Here is a 15235-nt window from a genome sequence, read left to right on the forward strand (position 1 = left end):
ATGCAGATTCATTCCCGGGGCAGAGATTGTCGAAATAGTATCCAAGTTTGACACCATTCTTCTCTCTTTGTCGCTTCCTAGGATTACCATATGAAAGAAGAAATTTCTACATATGTAAACTGAAAATATGGTGACGATGGGAAGGGAAATCTACCGGGAAAGGAACAAAACCGTATCAAAATGGAAGATCGATTAAGATTACGTCAGAATTAACAAAAATTTTGTCGAAATTTGCAGGAATTTAAAGATTGCCTGCCGAATACCTGATAGTACAAATGGAGTTGTTTTCATGGCAGAGCGCATTGCCGAAGAAAAGATTGATCAAATTCGTCAGTCTGTTGATATTGTCGAAGTAATCAGCGATTATGTTCAACTGAAAAAACAGGGGCGAAATTACTTCGGATTATGTCCATTCCATGGAGAGAGTACCCCATCATTTTCAGTATCAATTGATAAACAAATTTTCCATTGTTTTGGCTGTGGCGCTGGTGGTAATGTTTTTTCTTTTTTAATGGAACTTGAAGGTATTTCCTTTCAGGAAGCAGCCCTTAAACTAGCTTCAAAGGTAAATATTGACCTTGAAATTAATTTGTCTGGGGGGCATGGTGAGAAAAAGGTTTCTAAAGAGCACCAAGCTTTTCTTGGGGCTCATGAGCTATTACAGAAATTTTACCATCACTTGCTTGTAAATACAAAAGAAGGCGAGCACGCTTTGGAGTATCTGTTAAGCCGGGGATTTACACGAGAATCGATTGATAAATTTCAAATTGGGTATTCCCTAAATTCATGGGATTTTGTTTATAAATTTCTGTCTAAAAGAGATTTCCCACCTGAATGGATGGAGAAAGCCGGATTAATTATCAAACGTGAAAGGGATGGTTCTTACTTCGATCGATTTAGGGATCGAATAATGTTTCCAATTTTTGACCGAAATGGTAATACGATTGCGTTTTCAGGCAGATCACTAGGGGCCGAAGAGCCCAAATATCTAAATAGTCCTGAAACACCAATCTTTAATAAAAGTAAAATTTTATATAATTATCATAATGCCAAGCCGAGTTTAAAAAAATTGCAATACGCTGTTTTATTGGAAGGATTTGCTGATGTCATATCCGCAGATCGTTCGGGTATGGAAAATGGCATTGCCACGATGGGGACATCCTTGACAGATGAACATATAGCCCTTTTAAGGCAAAGTGTCCAATCCGTAACTATCTGCTACGATTCAGATAAGGCGGGAATTGAAGCTGCTTTTCGAGCTGGGAATCATCTCAATAATGCAGGCTTTCAGATAAAAGTTGCGATGATGCCAGATGGCATGGATCCCGATGAATATATTAAAAAGCACGGTCCCGAAAAATTCCGTAATGAAGTTATCGGTGCAAGTCTAACGTGGATGGCGTTCAAATTTCTTTACTTTCGCAGAGGTAAAAACCTTCAGCAAGAAGGAGATAGGCTTGCCTATATCGAAGTGATAATTAAAGAAATTAGCAATTTGAATAAAGCGGTTGAAAGAGATCATTATTTGCGGCAGCTTGCAGCAGAGTTTTCACTTTCATTAGATGCATTAAAACAGCAGCAAAAGCAGATGTTCTTTGCTGATAAAAGAAATACATCCGGAAAAAACCAGCCTGTTAATAAACCCATTGTAATCCCTAAAAAAGAAAGTGAGCTTAAACCGAAACATTACACAGCGGAAAGGCGATTAATCGCTCATATGCTAAAAGATCGAGATGTTGCTTATAAAGTTCAAGATTTATTACAGGGAAACACGTTTAATATCGATGAACATCAGGCAATAATAACTTATCTGTTAGGATTTTATGAGGATCATTTCGAACCTGATTCAAGTACGTTTTTATCCTATATTCAAGATGATAATCTTAGAAGAATGGTTGCCAATATTGAAATGATGTCTATAAACGACGAGCTAAGCAGTCAAGAATTAACTGATTATATCAAACAGGTGTTGAATTATCAAAAATTGTTAAAGATAAAAGAAAAAGAAGTGGAACTAAAAGACGCGGAGCGACAAAGTGATCATGGCAAAGCTGCTGTAATTGCAATGGAAATCATTCAATTGCGTAAATCACTATAGATTCCATTTTACTGTCTTTGATTCTGGAAGGAGGGGCACATATGGCTGCTGAAAAATCAGCCCGTTCAAAAGAAGTGGAGAATGAATTCACTTTTGAACAAGTGAAAGACCAGTTAACGGCACTGGGTAAAAAAACCGGCGTCCTTGCCTATGATGATATTGCTGAGAAATTGGCTAATTTTGAACTAGACTCACACCAAATGGACGAATTTTACGAGTTCCTCGGTGATCAAGGTATTGAATTAGTTGGTGAAAGTGAAGAAGATCCAAATCCTAAGCAAATAGCTAAAGGTGATGATGATGAGTTTGATCTAAATGATCTTAGCGTCCCACCCGGGGTTAAAATTAATGATCCGGTTCGTATGTACTTAAAAGAAATCGGCCGTGTTGATTTGCTTTCTGCTGAAGAAGAAATTAAACTGGCTAACCGAATTGAAGCAGGCGACGAAGAAGCAAAACGACGTCTTGCTGAAGCAAACCTCCGACTTGTAGTAAGTATTGCAAAACGGTACGTAGGTCGTGGAATGCTGTTTCTTGATCTTATTCAAGAAGGTAATATGGGTCTAATCAAAGCTGTTGAGAAGTTTGATTATCGAAAAGGCTTTAAATTTAGTACCTATGCAACATGGTGGATCCGCCAAGCAATCACACGTGCGATTGCAGACCAAGCAAGGACTATCCGTATTCCTGTGCATATGGTTGAAACCATAAATAAACTGATTCGTGTTCAACGTCAATTACTTCAGGATCTTGGCCGAGAGCCAACACCAGAAGAAATTGGTGAAGATATGGATTTAACGCCAGATAAAGTTAGGGAAATATTGAAAATTGCCCAAGAGCCTGTCTCACTGGAAACACCTATTGGTGAAGAGGATGATTCTCACCTCGGTGATTTTATTGAAGATCAGGATGCAACCTCACCATCAGAGCATGCTGCTTATGAATTATTAAAAGAGCAGCTTGAAGATGTCTTGGATACTTTGACAGATAGGGAAGAAAATGTCCTTCGCCTCCGGTTTGGACTGGATGATGGCCGTACTCGTACACTCGAAGAGGTAGGAAAAGTCTTCGGTGTTACTCGTGAACGTATCCGTCAAATTGAAGCAAAGGCATTGCGTAAGTTACGGCACCCTAGTCGCAGCAAACGGTTAAAGGATTTCTTAGAATAAAATATTTGCTTGAATAGTCTATTTCATAACTGAAGTAGGCTATTTTTGTTAACTGCTTAAAAGAGTATAACATTTGGACCAATTAAGTAAATGTAAGCACTTTCTCTATTTGAATCCATTTTACTGAATTGTCTCTCATTTTGCAAATGGGCATTTAATTTAGTTTGTTTTCTCCTTCGTGTTAAACCTGATTGATGATGTCACTTCAGGCTTAATACAACTTTTTTTATTAAGATTATAGTGATAAAATAAGTTTAGGGCTTTTCCTTCTGTTCATTTTCAAGTAAAATAGTAGTTGTTTGCAGACTTATTCAATATTTAACAGACGTTCGTACATAAGGGAGGTTATATCATGAAGCGAAATCCAGTTATTCCTTACATTCTCATCATGGCATTTGGAATTGTACTAATTCTAATTTTGTCTTTCAAAGGTCTTGGTGATATGAAAGAAGTTGCTAAGGAAAGTGGGAAAGGCACTGAGAAAACAGAGGTTGCCGCATCAAAGCCAGAAGACATTTACAAGCAATCTTGTATTGGCTGTCACGGCGATCAGTATCAAGGGGTAGTAGGACCTGCATTAAAAGGTGTCGGCAGCAAGTATTCTAAACAAGAACTTATGACTTTTGTTACAAAAGGTAAAGGTACAGGCATGCCAGCAGGTCTTGTTAAAGAAGAACAAGCAGCAGCAATGGCAGATTGGTTAGCAACACTTAAATAATTAGAAAAAGTCCTTTGCATTTGTAAGGGACTTTTTTTATACTTAGTAAATTACATATAAAAGTGGTGGTTAGATTGAATACAGATAAATTGTCAGCAAGATTAGGTGCGGTTTCTAAATATGTTCCGAAAGATGCAAGACTTGCAGATATTGGCTCAGACCATGCCTATTTACCTTGTTACTTAGCTAAAAACGAGGGGTTACCATTTGCTATTGCTGGTGAAGTTGCCATGGGTCCCTTTCAATCGGCTGAGAAGAACGTATTAGCAGAAGGGCTAGCGGGGGTTATTTCCGTAAGGTTGGGTGATGGACTGGAAGTTATAGAGCAGGGAGAAGTCGATTGTATTACAATTGCGGGAATGGGCGGAGCCTTAATCGCAAGTATATTAGATAATGGTAAAGATAAGTTGGCCTCGATCAAGCGTCTGGTCTTACAACCCAATATTAGTGCGATTTCAATCAGGAAATGGTTGATTGAAAATAACTGGGAACTTATTGGCGAAGAAATACTTGAGGAAGATGGGAAAATCTACGAGATTTTGATTGGTGAAAGAGGAGACCCTCATAGGCCTTATAAAAAAAATGTTGATATGGGACTGTTATTGGGACCATTTCTTGTACAAAAGCAAAATCAGACTTTTAAGAAAAAGTGGACAGCAGAAATGAAAAATTGGTTGCGTATTTTTGAGGCACTTGAAGGAGCAGCCCATTCGTCTGAAACGAATGAAAAAAGGCAAGAGATCATCGCCAAAATTAAGCTTGTAGAGGAGGCTCTTAAGATTGAAAATTCCTAATGGACACGAAATTATTCAATTGTTTGAACAGTTTTCACCCAAAGGTTTAGCGATGGAAGGGGATAAGATTGGCTTACAAATTGGCCGCTTAAATAAAAAAGTTGAACGAATAATGATTGCCCTTGATGTTCTGGAGAATGTAATTGATGAGGCAATTGAAAAAAATGTTCAACTCATTATCGCCCATCATCCGATTATTTATCGTCCCCTTAAGAATTTGCTAACTGACACGGTTCAAGGGAAAATGATCGAAAAATTAGTAAAACACGATATTGCTGTTTACGCAGCACATACAAACCTTGATGTCGCTAAAGGCGGGGTAAATGACCTTCTTGCAAATGCTCTAGAGCTGCAAGATGCAGAGGTACTAGTGCCTACTTTTGATACAAAGCTGAAGAAATTAGTAGTGTTTGTACCAGCTAGCCACGCGGAAGTTATTAGAAAAGTCCTTGGAGAGGCAGGAGCAGGATTTATTGGAAACTACAGCTATTGTTCATTCTCCGCCAACGGGACCGGGAGATTCTTGCCTGGTGAAAATACCAATCCTTTTCTTGGAGAGGCAGGCAGGTTAGAAGAGGTAGAAGAAGTGAGACTTGAGACCATCGTTCCGGAACCGCTTCTAAAGAAGACGATTACTGCGATGATCAAGGCGCATCCATATGAAGAAGTGGCCTATGATGTCTATCCGCTTGAGAACACAGGAGATGTGCTCGGTCTTGGTCGAATCGGGAAGGTCCCAGAAATGACATTAGGAGAATTTGCGGAAAGAGTGAAAACCGCATTTGAAGTTTCAAATGTCCGTGTCGTGGGTGATTTAAGTACTAGAATTAAAAAAGTAGCAGTTTTAGGCGGAGATGGCAATAAATACTTCATGAATGCCAAGTTTCAAGGGGCAGATGTATATGTTACAGGAGATATTTATTATCACACAGCCCATGATGCGCAGATGCAGGGCTTGAACATGATTGATCCTGGTCATAATGTCGAAAAGGTTATGAAAAAGGGCCTGACAGCAACATTACAAAAGATGTGCCAAGAATCGGGTTACACCGTCGAAATTTTTCCTTCGAAAGTAAATACAGATCCATTTCAATTTGTATAATCAAAAAGAACCGGTCCGTGGACTCGGTTCTTTTTGATTAGTAGTATTTTAAACTTCAGTCTTTTTAACCTTAGGCAATATTCTGCTTAATTGGACATTTTTACGGCGTTCCCAAGTAGCTTCATTGTTTGGGTTAAATTGTTCAAGGAATGTGATAACTTCCTTTGTTATTGGTGTTGGTGTCGAGGCGCCAGATGTGACAGCAACATTTTTGGCATCTTTAATCCAGTCAATGTCTAACTCGGTAATATCGGCGATGCGATAGGCCTTTGTACCGGCAATTTCCTCAGAAACCTGTGCTAGACGATTGGAATTATTACTTTTCGGATCCCCAACCACGATAGTTACATCCGCTTCTGTTGCTTGTTCTGCAACTGCTTCCTGGCGTATTTGCGTGGCATGGCAAATTTCATTATAAACTTCTGCATGAGGATACTTTTCCTGAACTTTATTCATTGTGTCAGCTACATCCCATTGACTCATCGTAGTTTGATTTGTCACAAGCAGCTTGTCACAGTCAATCGTTAATGCTTCGACATCAAGTGGAGTTTCAACCAGGTGGACCATGTCAGGTGCTACACCAACCGCACCCTCGGGTTCTGGATGACCTTTTTTTCCGATATATATTACTTGAAAGCCTTCTCTTGTTTTTTCTTCAATTAGATCATGGGTTCTCGTCACATCAGGACATGTCGCATCGATCGTTACTAGCCCTTTCTTTTTCGCCAGTTCTCTAACTTCTGGAGATATTCCATGAGCAGTAAATATTACTGTTCCTGATTCAACTTTATCGAGTATATCTTTACGATTCTTACCGTCAAGGGTAATAATCCCCTCTTCCTCAAAAGCATCTGTAACATGTTTATTATGAACAATCATCCCTAAAATGTAGATTGGGCGTGGTAATGTTTTATCTAAAGCAGCGTTTCTCGCAATAACCATGGCATCGACCACACCATAGCAATAACCGCGTGGTGAAATTTTGATGATCTGCATATTAAAAGTCCCCCTAAAAAGAACATTGATTCATAGATTTATGTACTTATTATATAAAACTAATATAAATAATACAAAGATACATTTTTCCTTTTCCATTTTCGAAGAAAAAATAAGAATGCTGTTTCCAGCATTCTTATTTTAAATATACATTTTTGGAACTGAACTGCCTTTTTGGGAAGAATTCCTTTTTGACGGCGTCTGCTGTGGATTATTCTTACGTTTCTCCTTGTTTTTGGGAGTTCTATTTATAGTTTCTTCGTTATTAGATGATTCATCGGCAGCTTCAGCTGTTGGTTGGTTATTTTCTTCTTTTGCTTCATCTGTTTCTTTTGAAGCGTTTTTGAATCCTTTATAAATTTTCCACATCGCAGGGAGATTTTTTATCATGGGGCCATACTGTTGAATCATTGGTCCAAATGATTGGGCCGTCTTTAGCACCTGCTGGGTATTATTCAACATGCTGGTTATCCCGCCTGGGTTACTCAAAGTTTGGAGCAGTCCACCTCCGTTGCCTGTTGCTGCTCTTCCTGCTGCTTGCATTCCCATCAAGCCACCAGGTTGGGTTCTTCCTCCGAGAATTTTCGAAAGTAATCCCCCACCCCCGCGGCCTGCCGTCATAGGATTAGCTCTTCCCATCATTTGCCCCATCATGGGGTTGTTTCCTCTTCCAAACGGATTAGAAGGAGCGCCCATCATCGGATTCCTGCCGCCAAATGGGCTAAACCCAGGGTTCATCATCTGACTACGAGGTCCAAAAGGTCCTGAGCCCATCCCACCCTGAAAAGGCATTCTTGGTCTTGGTTGCATCTCTTTGCCTCCTTTCAATTGCCTCATGGTTTAAATTATGCATTTATCCTAAATTGGTTTAGGTATTATACACAGGACAAAGACTAAATTTAGTTGTTTAAAAGTCAGCAGAAAGTAGAAAATGATATTAAAACGAAAGATAACTGGAGTTTTGCCGTGTTATTGACTATAATTGCAGGATGGAATAAAAAGTGTGGCTCTTGCTAAAGTATGAAAACTACTCCAAAGTCATTAGATTTTAAATATAAGGAGCAAAAATATGAAAGAAAATCGTTTTGAGCGTTTTAAGTTTCAATCATTTATCAATGAAGCCGTTAAGAAGTTTGGTTTTTCTGAACCGACTGAGATTCAGGAACGGATGATACCTATCGTTTTAAAGGGAGAAAGTGCTATTGGTCAGTCACAAACAGGAACGGGGAAAACGCTAGCCTATGTTCTTCCAATCCTCGAAAAAATTAACCCTGCTCGACAGGAAGTACAAGCTGTCATTACTGCTCCTACGAGAGAACTGGCCTCTCAAATTTACCACCAAATTTTAAAGGTAACCGAGCATTGCAGCCCAGAGCAAGCCATTATGACTAGATGTTATATTGGGGGAACAGATAAGAATCGGACGATTGAAAAATTAAAGGTTCAGCCCCAAATAGTCGTAGGAACCCCAGGACGAATTAATGACCTCATGAGTGAAAAGGCACTTTTTGTTCATACTGCGGGAATACTTGTTGTGGATGAAGCCGACATGATGTTGGATATGGGATTTATTGAGGATTTGGATAGAGTAGCAGCAAAAATGCCGGAAAACCTGCAAATGCTCGTTTATTCAGCAACGATACCTGAAAAACTAAAACCTTTCCTTAAAAAGTATATGGAAAATCCAAAAACTGTTCAAATCGAACCAAAAAGAAGAGCGGCAGAAAATTTAGAGCATATTCTTTTGCCATCAAGACACCGCAGTAAAAAGCAACTTGTTCATGATGCCCTTCTTGCTTACAATCCATATCTAGCGATTGTATTTACCAATACAAAAAAAATGGCTGAAGAAGTGGCTTACTTCCTAAATGAAAAAGGGTTAAAAGTTGGCCGTGTGCATGGTGATTTAAATCCTCGAGAACGGAAACAGATGATGAAGCAGATTCAGGATTTGGATTATCAATATATTATTGCAACCGACCTTGCTTCAAGAGGTATTGACATCGAAGGGGTCAGCCATATCATCAACTATGAGCTTCCGTCTGACTTGGATTTTTACATTCATCGTGTAGGTAGAACAGCGCGTGCCGGAAATTCAGGTATTGCCCTCACCATTTATGAGGCATCAGATGAAGATGCATTAAACCGATTAGAAAAAATGGGGATTCAATTTAAGAATGTGGATCTAAAAAATAACGAATTTGTTACCGTGGACGAACGAAATAAAAGAAAAACGCGTGTTAGACAAGAGGATAAGGCTGATCAAAAAGCGAAGTCCTTGGTTAAGAAACCAAACAAAGTAAAACCAGGTTATAAAAAGAAAATGCAATGGGAAATGGATAAAATTAAAAAGCGTGAACGAAGGATTGAGCAAAGAAAAAAATAAACAAACGGGGAGAAAAAAGGTATGCTTAAATTAGGATCACATGTTTCGATGAGTGGGAAAAATATGCTGCTTGCCGCAAGCGAAGAAGCAGTTTCCTATGGTGCAAACACGTTTATGGTCTACACGGGCGCACCGCAGAATACAAGACGAAAAAAAATTGAAGATCTAAACATTGAAGCAGGGCGCAAGCATATGGAACAGAACGGAATCTCTGAAATTGTCGTCCATGCTCCGTATATTATCAATATTGGAAATACAACGAACCCGGATACATTTGAGTTGGGTGTAAGGTTTCTTAGAACAGAAATTGAAAGAACAGAGGCCATTGGAGCTAAGCAAATCGTCCTTCATCCCGGTGCGCATGTAAGTGCTGGTACGGAAGCTGGGATTAAAAAAATTATCGAAGGATTAAACGAAGTGCTCACGGGTAAAGAGCAAGTGCAAATTGCTTTGGAAACAATGGCTGGAAAAGGCTCCGAATGTGGGAAATCCTTCGAGGAATTAGCAATGATTATGGATGGAGTAAATTACAGTGATAAGCTGTCCGTTTGTTTTGATACATGCCATACCCATGATGCTGGCTATAATATTGTCGAGGATTTTGATGGTGTATTAAATGAGTTTGACAAAATCATTGGCATCAACAAACTGAAAGTACTGCATATTAATGATAGTAAAAATGCAGTCGGGATGCGAAAGGACAGACACGAAAATATCGGCTTTGGTCATATTGGGTTTAAGGCGCTTAATTATATTGTCCACCATCCACAGCTTGCGGATATTCCCAAAATTTTAGAAACTCCTTATGTCGGTGAGGATAAGAATAATAAAAAAGCACCATATAAATTTGAGATTAATATGCTTAGGGAACAAAAGTTCAATGAGGAACTTCTTGATTTAATAAGTCAATCATAATAAAAAGCTGTGCAAAGTGCACAGCTTTTTAGTTTTTAGTCAACTGGATAAATAACTTATTCACTTCTCTTGCCGTTGCTGGGCCAGCTGTTTTAGCAATTTCCTTTACTAATTGAGCTCGCTCGGAATCATTAAATATATTAACATTTTTTCCTCTTAAGTATTCGGCAATTTTTACTGCCTGCTGCTTACTCACTGATATATTAAATTGATTCGCATATTTTATCAGTTCGTCAGCGGTTATTGTGTTAATTTTATGATTAATGATGCTTTGAAAAATTGTCACTCTCACCACTCCTCACCTTAATGTATGAAAAAGCTCCAAGAGTGTGATTAGAGATTTTTATGAAACGATTGTATGAATATAAGTGTAGCGGCTTTACAATCAAGATGACCTATTGTATACTACTTGAGTTAAATCGGAATGATTCTTATAATTAAAGGTGATGCGCTGATTATGCAATCAATTATAGAAGTAAAAAAACTTTCCTATCGTTATGAAAAAGATGTGGTCCTTGAGGATATCAATATCACCATTCCCAGTGGATCCTTTTTAGCCATTGTCGGCCCGAATGGATCTGGGAAATCGACACTATTGAAGCTAATCTTAGGTTTATTAAAACCCCAAAAAGGGAACATCTTTTTATTCGGGAAGGAAATCAATAAATTTAAAGATTGGCAAAAAATTGGCTATGTATCTCAAAAGGCTAATTCCTTCAACACAGGCTTTCCTGCCACCGTTTTTGAAGTTGTGGAGAGCGGCCTGACGAAAAAGCTTGGGATGTTTAAGTTTTTCAAAAAAGAACATGCCCAAAAAGTAATCGATGCATTGGATGCAGTCGGTATGAAAGAGTTTAGTAACAGAAATATTGGTGAACTTTCTGGAGGTCAGCAGCAGAGAGTTTTTATTGCACGTGCTCTTGTTAGTGAACCGAGTCTCCTTATTCTAGACGAACCGACCGTAGGTGTTGATGCTGAGAATGTCAGCAACTTTTATCAAATGCTGAGTGACTTAAATAAAAGCCGTGATATTACTCTGTTATTAGTTACTCATGATATTGGGACGATTTCGGATAAAGTCTCACATGTTGCCTGCTTGAATAAGCATTTGCATTTTCATGGGGAAACACAGGAATTTGAGCAGCATCGAGCGGATGATATGTCTAGAGTTTATGGCCATGATGTGCATATTATTGCGCATAACCACGAACACGGAGGCGTTGTAAAATGATTCAAGGAATTTTCCACTATGAATTTTTACAAAATGCCTTTTTAACCGGGCTGATGATCGGAATTATTGCTCCGTTATTAGGTGTGTTTGTCGTTGTCAGAAGACTATCATTAATTGCAGATGCCCTCAGTCATGTTACCCTAGCAGGGATAGCAGCGAGTTTACTCCTGGAAAGAAATGTAGCCATGATGGCTGGTGTAAATCCATTATACTTAGGAATGGTTTTTTCTGTTGGGGGCTCACTGTTTATCGAAAAACTGAGGGGTGTTTACAAGCACTATCAAGAACTTGCGATTCCAATTATTCTTTCTAGTGGTATTGGATTAGGGGTCATCTTCATCTCACTTGCTAATGGGTTTAATACAGACTTATTCAGTTATTTATTTGGCAGTGTCTCGGCAGTTAGCAGAACTGATTTATGGGTCGTATTTACAATCGGTCTCTTGGTAATTTTGGTGATTATTTTATTATATAAAGAGCTTTTTTTATTATCCTTTGATGAAGAACATGCAAAAGCATCGGGAATTGCGGCGAAAAGCATTCATTTCATTTTTATTGTGATGGTGGCCTTGGTAATTGCAGCGTCGATGAGAATTGTCGGAATTTTATTAGTTTCATCGCTAATGACTTTACCGGTAGCAGCCAGTATCCGACTAGCAAAAGGATTTAAGCAAACCATATTTTTATCTGTCCTTTTTGGGGAAGTGTCAGTACTTGGCGGCTTGTTTACAGCGTATTACTTAGATTTAGCTCCCGGTGGGACTATCGTGATGATTGCGGTTCTCATTTTAATTTTTTCTATATTTTATAAAAAATTCTTAATTCGGAAGGGGGCGCGAGTCAGTTGAACGTAAATGAGGCGATTCAATACTTAAAAGAAAAAGGGTTTAAACAAACAGGTAAAAGAGAAGATATGCTTCAATTGTTTGCTGACAGTGATAAATATTTAACCGCCAAGGACGTACTGGATGAACTGAAAGATGATTACCCTGGTTTAAGTTTTGATACGATTTATCGAAACCTTTCCTTGTTCGTGAATATGGGGATTCTTGAGATGACAGAACTATCAGGAGAGAAGCACTTCCGCTTTACTTGTTCACGACATCATCATCATCACCATTTTATCTGTTTGACGTGCGGAAAAACGAAAGAGATTGAAACTTGTCCAATGAACGACATAAGTGAAAATTTAAAAGGATACGATATATCAGGTCATAAATTTGAGATTTACGGACTATGTCCTGAATGTCATTAAAAAAACAGCTTGTCTCCAGACAAGCTGTTTTTTATAGGTAAATTTAAGTAAGGGAACCAACCATTTCGCGGCTGAGTTTTTGTTGCCTTTCCCAGTTTTCTACCCATTGATATGCTTCACTCCAGTTATTCACTCGGATCACACCGTTTGGAAGAGGGTCTTGATTATATGGTGTATCAAATAATATGACTGGAATTTGACACTCTTCATGGATCATCACCGCATTATCATGCTTGTCCTCAAAGAAGATATCAACACCATGCTTTTTAATGGAAGCGATTTTGTCATGGGATCCAATTAATTCAATGTGATCAAATGTTAGTCCATTATCGATAAACCAATCAATTGTAATATCAAGTAAATGCGAACTACGGGCACTGATAAAAAACAATTCATGCTCGTTTTTCCACTTTTTTAGAACTTTCCCTGCTCCATGAGCAAGTGGGGAATTAGCATAAATCACAGGCTCATTTTCTGTGAACCATTTTGCAAACTCTTTTTCAGAAACATTTACATATGGAGTGTATTCATACTGGGTAACGTCTTCATACAAAATGTTAAGCCCAAATGCTTTATTAATAAAAGGAAGGATGGATTTTGGGCAGGTGACAGTTCCGTCAATATCGATACCAAATCTTTTCTTCATGTTTTTACTCACTTTCTATTGTCTTTGCAGTATCTCTATATATTTTACCAAAGTATCGACTTCAATAAAGTATAATTTTTTCGGTAATAGAAATAAAAGACTAATTTTAGCAAACATTAACATACTAAAAAGCAATCAAAGGCGAACAATAATTAATGCTCCTATTACTGAAAGTGAGGGATTAGGATGGCAGACGAAAGAGACACGAAAGTGCAAGAGGCTCTTCGAAGCTCGACGATTGGTCAAGATATTCCCAATTCTCCTACATCATTTAGGGAGGAGACTTCAACAGAATTGACTGAACCGATTAAGGCTCACTACACGTTGAAAAAAGATGAGTCTGCACCAAGGATTGGTGATTCTGTTCCGATTCGCTCTTCTCAATATAAGGAAGAAACAGCTGCTGAAATTGCTGCACCTGTTCCTCTTATCCGCAGAAGGGAACAGTCAGACGAAAGGGAAAAAGCTGCTGGCGGTACCGGTTTAGGTACACTTGCGTTAGTGCTTTCGATTTTATCATTGTTTGTAATGCCTATTCTTTTTGGTGCTGCAGGGATTGTGTTAGGTTTTGTTGCCAGAAGAAGAGGGGCCAATGGGCTAGGTGCTTGGGCCATAGGTATCGGTGCCATATCGATTGTTATTGGTATCTTTATTCTCCCGTTCTTTTAACACAACCTGCATAGGAGCAAAAAGAAACCCGGTAAAATTACCGGGTTTCTTGACGTTATTATTTAATGATCTTTTCTTCTTCAGCTTTTTTCTTAAAATATTCTTCTGCAATTTGGTCGATTTCCTTTTTTAATTCCTCAACCAATTGTGCTTCAGGCACCTTACGGACGATTTCACCTTTCCTGAATAACAATCCTTCACCACGAGCCCCGGCAATACCAATATCCGCTTCACGGGCCTCTCCAGGTCCGTTAACAGCACAGCCTAAAACAGCTACTTTAATTGGTGCTTTAATTTTTTCAATGTATTCTTCGACTTCATTTGCAATACTGATGAGATCAATTTCTATCCGACCGCAAGTCGGGCAAGAAATCAAGGTGGCTGCGTTGGAAGAGAGGCCGAACACTTTTAAAAGTTCTCGCGCCACTTTTACCTCTTGAACAGGATCTGCACTTAAGGAAACTCGTAGTGTGTTCCCAATACCCATGTGTAGAATAGTCCCTAAACCTGCTGCACTTTTTATGCTGCCTGCAAACAAGGTTCCAGACTCAGTAATTCCAAGATGCAGGGGATAATCGAACGCTCTTGATGCCTTTTCGTAAGCTTCAATTGCAAGATTAACATCAGATGCCTTCATGGACACGATAATATCATGGAAATCTAAATCCTCAAGAATCTTAATATGGTGAAGAGCACTTTCGACCATACCATCCGCAGTTGGATATCCATACTTTTCTAAAATCCTTTTTTCAAGCGAGCCGGCATTAACGCCAATTCTGATTGGAATCCCTTTTTCTTTCGCAGCTTTTACGACAGCCTCGACTTTTTCCCGCTTTCCGATATTACCCGGATTGATTCTGATTTTATCTGCTCCACCCTCAATTGCTTTCAGGGCTAATTTATAATCGAAATGAATATCGACAACAAGTGGAATATTGATTCTTTTTTTGATTTCAGGAATGGCATTTGCCGCTCGTTCATCTGGACAAGCTACACGAACAATCTGACAGCCAGCTTCCTCAAGACGTTTTATTTCAGCAACAGTTGCTTCAACATCATGTGTTTTGGTTGTGGTCATACTTTGAATAAATAATTCGTTACTCCCGCCAATCGTTAAGTTCCCTACTTTAATTGGTCGAGTTTTTGTGCGGTGTAGTATTTCACTCACTTGTAATTCGCTCCTTCAAAATGGGATTCGAATAAGGTATATAAAAACAATTCGACTTTATTTTATCAGCCTTTCACTTATTTTGACA

Annotated in this window: 16 protein-coding genes; 11 read left to right on the forward strand and 5 right to left on the reverse strand. The window is 38.7% G+C overall.

Going from position 1 to position 15235, the window contains the following annotated elements:
• Positions 1–289 precede the first annotated feature (289 nt).
• The 5 genes from dnaG to RCG22_RS22470 all read left to right on the forward strand — a co-directional run bounded on the left by dnaG (position 290) and on the right by RCG22_RS22470 (position 5881).
• A complete protein-coding gene (dnaG, locus tag RCG22_RS22450) occupies positions 290–2098 on the forward strand; it encodes a DNA primase (protein WP_308104774.1) in 1809 nt (602 codons plus the stop codon).
• Between the two features lie 41 nt (positions 2099–2139).
• Positions 2140–3267 carry an RNA polymerase sigma factor RpoD gene (rpoD, locus tag RCG22_RS22455; RefSeq protein WP_098259562.1) on the forward strand — a complete coding sequence of 376 codons (1128 nt, stop codon included), beginning with the start codon at positions 2140–2142 and terminating at the stop codon, positions 3265–3267.
• A gap of 352 nt (positions 3268–3619) precedes the next feature.
• Positions 3620–3985: a cytochrome c550 gene (gene cccA, locus RCG22_RS22460; protein WP_308104775.1), complete on the forward strand. Its 366-nt coding sequence runs from the start codon at positions 3620–3622 to the stop codon at positions 3983–3985.
• Positions 3986–4059: 74 nt separating this feature from the next.
• Entirely contained in the window at positions 4060–4779 is a 720-nt protein-coding gene (locus RCG22_RS22465) for a tRNA (adenine(22)-N(1))-methyltransferase (protein WP_308104776.1), read from the forward strand.
• A complete protein-coding gene (locus RCG22_RS22470) occupies positions 4766–5881 on the forward strand; it encodes a Nif3-like dinuclear metal center hexameric protein (protein WP_308104777.1) in 1116 nt (371 codons plus the stop codon). The genes RCG22_RS22465 and RCG22_RS22470 overlap by 14 nt, the downstream gene beginning before the upstream one ends.
• A 48-nt stretch (positions 5882–5929) precedes the next feature.
• On the opposite strand, the gene RCG22_RS22475 is transcribed toward RCG22_RS22470, so the two are convergent.
• Positions 5930–6877 (reverse strand): 4-hydroxy-3-methylbut-2-enyl diphosphate reductase, encoded by a 948-nt coding sequence (locus RCG22_RS22475; protein WP_308104778.1) that lies wholly within the window; start codon positions 6875–6877, stop codon positions 5930–5932.
• A 141-nt stretch (positions 6878–7018) separates the two neighbouring features.
• A complete protein-coding gene (gene vrrA / locus RCG22_RS22480; protein WP_308104779.1) occupies positions 7019–7687 on the reverse strand; it encodes a VrrA/YqfQ family protein in 669 nt (222 codons plus the stop codon).
• A gap of 259 nt (positions 7688–7946) precedes the next feature.
• Between vrrA and RCG22_RS22485 the strand changes: the two genes are divergently transcribed.
• On the forward strand, positions 7947–9263 hold the full coding sequence (locus tag RCG22_RS22485; RefSeq protein WP_308104780.1) for a DEAD/DEAH box helicase: 1317 nt from the start codon (positions 7947–7949) through the stop codon (positions 9261–9263).
• 21 nt (positions 9264–9284) lie between these two features.
• On the forward strand, positions 9285–10178 hold the full coding sequence (locus RCG22_RS22490) for a deoxyribonuclease IV (protein ID WP_098259555.1): 894 nt from the start codon (positions 9285–9287) through the stop codon (positions 10176–10178).
• 28 nt (positions 10179–10206) lie between these two features.
• Here RCG22_RS22490 and RCG22_RS22495 read toward each other — a convergent pair whose 3' ends face one another.
• Positions 10207–10464, reverse strand: a complete 258-nt coding sequence (locus RCG22_RS22495; RefSeq protein WP_308104781.1) for a DUF2624 domain-containing protein — start codon at positions 10462–10464, stop codon at positions 10207–10209.
• Positions 10465–10635: 171 nt separating this feature from the next.
• Between RCG22_RS22495 and RCG22_RS22500 the strand changes: the two genes are divergently transcribed.
• Genes RCG22_RS22500 through zur form a run of 3 tightly spaced genes read left to right on the forward strand, consistent with a single transcriptional unit; the run spans position 10636 to position 12664 of the window.
• A complete protein-coding gene (locus RCG22_RS22500) occupies positions 10636–11409 on the forward strand; it encodes a metal ABC transporter ATP-binding protein (protein ID WP_308104783.1) in 774 nt (257 codons plus the stop codon).
• Positions 11406–12257, forward strand: a complete 852-nt coding sequence (locus RCG22_RS22505) for a metal ABC transporter permease (protein WP_098259552.1) — start codon at positions 11406–11408, stop codon at positions 12255–12257. Before RCG22_RS22500 ends, RCG22_RS22505 begins: the two co-directional genes overlap by 4 nt.
• Complete coding sequence (gene zur, locus RCG22_RS22510; RefSeq protein ID WP_098259551.1) at positions 12254–12664, forward strand: zinc uptake transcriptional repressor Zur; 411 nt, start codon at positions 12254–12256, stop codon at positions 12662–12664. Before RCG22_RS22505 ends, zur begins: the two co-directional genes overlap by 4 nt.
• A gap of 43 nt (positions 12665–12707) precedes the next feature.
• Here zur and RCG22_RS22515 read toward each other — a convergent pair whose 3' ends face one another.
• Positions 12708–13310: a 5' nucleotidase, NT5C type gene (locus RCG22_RS22515; RefSeq protein ID WP_308104784.1), complete on the reverse strand. Its 603-nt coding sequence runs from the start codon at positions 13308–13310 to the stop codon at positions 12708–12710.
• A gap of 186 nt (positions 13311–13496) precedes the next feature.
• Between RCG22_RS22515 and RCG22_RS22520 the strand changes: the two genes are divergently transcribed.
• Positions 13497–13979 (forward strand): DUF4190 domain-containing protein, encoded by a 483-nt coding sequence (locus RCG22_RS22520; RefSeq protein ID WP_308104785.1) that lies wholly within the window; start codon positions 13497–13499, stop codon positions 13977–13979.
• Positions 13980–14037: 58 nt separating this feature from the next.
• On the opposite strand, the gene ispG is transcribed toward RCG22_RS22520, so the two are convergent.
• Complete coding sequence (gene ispG, locus RCG22_RS22525) at positions 14038–15138, reverse strand: flavodoxin-dependent (E)-4-hydroxy-3-methylbut-2-enyl-diphosphate synthase (protein ID WP_308107226.1); 1101 nt, start codon at positions 15136–15138, stop codon at positions 14038–14040.
• Between the last annotated feature and the right edge of the window lie 97 nt (positions 15139–15235).

Source organism: Neobacillus nitrireducens (genome assembly GCF_030915405.1).
Taxonomy (GTDB): Bacteria; Bacillota; Bacilli; order Bacillales; family Cytobacillaceae; genus Neobacillus.